General features: G+C 57.3%; 2 protein-coding genes. One reads left to right on the forward strand and one right to left on the reverse strand.

Annotated elements, in window-relative coordinates; genetic code table 11:
* Positions 1-1,817 (reverse strand): sensor histidine kinase (locus ACXJ5O_RS22960; protein ID WP_457301924.1); only part of this gene is annotated, 1,817 nt, incomplete at its 3' end.
* Between the two features lie 247 nt (positions 1,818-2,064).
* Between ACXJ5O_RS22960 and dctA the strand changes: the two genes are divergently transcribed.
* The coding region (dctA, locus tag ACXJ5O_RS22965) for a C4-dicarboxylate transporter DctA (RefSeq protein WP_457301925.1) at positions 2,065-3,097 on the forward strand (1,033 nt) is incomplete at its 3' end.

Here is a 3,097-nt window from a genome sequence, read left to right on the forward strand (position 1 = left end):
GCACTGCTGCTTTTGACTTCGATGCGCCCGCCATAATCCGCGACGATATCGTGGCAGATGACCAGACCGAGCCCGAGGCCGCGATCCTTGGACGTATTGAAAGGTGTGAACAGAGCTTGCATGATTGCTTCAGGAATACCTGGCCCCTTGTCGGACACAATCAGCTGGACCTCGCCTTCGGTCACCCGGGCTTCCACACGGATCTTGCTGGCCGGACCGCCTTCCGTTGCCTCCACTGCATTTTGCATGAGATTGATCAGCACCTGTTCGAGACGCATACGATTGCCGTGCACCTTGATATCGGGCGGCGGTGTCTGCGTGATGATTTGACCGGCTCTCTGCCGGAACCGGGTGCCCAGGAGGAGTAGGGCGCCTTCGATCACATCGCTGACACTGATGGGACCCGCGTCGCCTGTTCCCTTGCGCGCGAAGGTGCGCAGCTCATCGGTGATGCCACCAATACGCTCTGTCAGCCCGGCAATGGCTTTCAGATTGTCCCTGGCTGAATCGATCTGGTTTCGGCCAAGAAAAGTCTTGGCATTGTCCGCATAGGAGCGAATGGCAGCGACCGGCTGATTGATCTCATGGGCAACACCGGCCGTGACTTGTCCGAGAATGGCAAGACGGTTCGCTTGCACCAAGTCCTGCTGCACCGTCTGCAGCTTGGTCTCCGTCTTCTGGCGCTCCTCGACCTGCATTACGAGTTCCGAGTGAGCAGCGCTGAGATCTGCCGTGCGCTCGGCAACACGCCGTTCGAGTTCGAGCCGCGCCGCCTCCTGCTCGCGAGCACGCCGCAGTGCCAATCCGCGGCGGCGCAGGAAAAAAGCGGTCAACCCCAGTAAAGGGGCAAGAACGATCAGCGCCAGCAACTGCGCTGTCCGCGTTGCCTCTGATACGGCGGGCGCTGCCGGGGTCAGCAGTTGCAGGTTCCAGGTCGTGGTGGGAACCGGCGTCTGTACGCGAACGAACTCGTCCGYTTTCGCCGCACCAGGCAAGCGCGCTCGGACAATATCAGGCTGGTCCTGTGGCAAGGCAGGCGTAATGTCAAGCGGTGCGAGAGGCGCGTCACCGAATTGTAAACTCTCGCGGATAGGTCCCATCTGGTCAGGAACGAGTGGGCCCTCGGTCATGAACCGCCATCCGGGCAGGCTCGTGATCAGTACAATACCGCGCTGATCAACAACCAGGGAAGGATCGCTGTTACGGCGCCAATCGGCCTCAAGGTCATCGAACTCGACCTTGACGACGATAACGCCGAGCGTTCCCGAAGGTCCATCGATGCGTCTTGAAATATAGAGACCCGGACGTTTACTGACGGTACCGAACGCATAGTGCTCGGCGCTGCCGGAGGCAACAGCGCGGGTATAGTAGGGTCTAAAGCTGTAATTGGTGCCGACGAAGCTCGTCGGTTCGCGCCAATTGCTGGAAGCCAGTGCCAACCCATCAGCGTTGAGAAGATAAATCACCGACGAGCGGGTACCGCTGATCAGGCTTTCAAGCTTGCGGTTGACCAGTTGCAACAGGCTGTCGCTGCGCGTCGTCAACGCGCTTATCACATCGCGGTCCTGCGACAGGACAAAGGGCAACGACCGCTGTTTCTCAAGGACCGTCCGCAGCAGGACAGCATTGAGCTCCGCCGCGCTCTGTGCCCGGATGTGGAGCGATTCATAGGYGCGCTTGCGGCCATAATCATTGGCGATGAAAAGTGCGCTTGCCACAAGAAGTGCAGCAAGGAGCCCATAAACAATCTTCACGAGCGGGCTTGTCATCCCCGCGTGCAGAAGGCTTTCCGAGCGCACCACCAGTCGATTTTCCATTAAAGCAGTGTGCAGATATTCGCACAAATCTCAAGAGGAGTGTGCGAATACACGCACAACTTTAGTGGTCAAGAATACCGCCATAAAATTCATATCGTTTATTTCCAATGACTTAGGCTTATCTCGCAAATTGGCATGGTGCTTGCAATGCTTCTCGCGAGGGGACGGTCTATCCGCCCTGTAACGAGAGCCCAGGAGGCTGGCAGGCTTTATTGCGCCAGACGCGGCTCGCACCATGGAGGAAGTTATGAGTCCTGTGACGATAACCGCAGCACCGCAGCCGCGCGGCAAAACACCGATTTACGCCCATCTCTATTTTCAGGTGATTGTTGCCATCACCATCGGCATTCTGCTCGGCCACTACTATCCAGATATTGGCACCAGCATGAAGCCGCTCGGCGATGCTTTCATCAAACTGGTGAAGATGATCATTGCCCCGGTCATTTTCCTGACGGTCACCACCGGCATTGCCGGCATGAGTGATCTGAAAAAGGTCGGCCGCGTTGCCGGCAAGGCGATGCTTTATTTCCTGACGTTCTCGACGCTTGCGTTGATCGTCGGTCTCATCGTCGCCAATGTCGTTCAGCCGGGCGCCGGCATGAATATCGATCCTGCATCGCTCGATCCCGCCGCCGTCGCGACCTATACACAACAGGCACATGAGCAGAGCGTCGTCGGCTTCCTGACGAACATCATCCCGACAACAATCGTTGGCGCCTTTGCTTCGGGCGATATCCTGCAGGTACTGTTCTTCTCGGTACTGTTCGGCCTMTCACTCGCCATGGTCGGCGAGAGGGCGGAACCGGTTACGAATTTCCTGCAGGTGCTTTCAGCGCCTGTCTTCAAGCTCGTCGCGATCCTGATGAAAGCCGCACCGATCGGTGCCTTCGGCGCCATGGCTTTCACTATCGGCAAATACGGCATCGGGTCGGTTGCAAATCTGATCTTCCTGATCGGCACATTCTATCTGACGTCTGTACTTTTCGTACTCGTCGTTCTTGGCGCCGTCGCCTGGTACAATGGCTTTTCGATCCTGGCACTGATCCGCTACATCAAGGAAGAACTGCTGCTGGTACTTGGAACGAGCTCATCCGAAGCCGCCCTGCCGACATTGATGGCCAAGATGGAAAAGGCGGGCTGCAAGAAGTCCGTGGTCGGCCTCGTCATTCCAACCGGCTATTCGTTCAATCTCGACGGTACGAATATCTATATGACCCTGGCTGCACTATTCATCGCGCAGGCAACGAATACGCATCTGACACTCACGGACCAGGTATTGC

The sequence above is a fragment of the Phyllobacterium sp. P5_D12 genome (genome assembly GCF_054049495.1).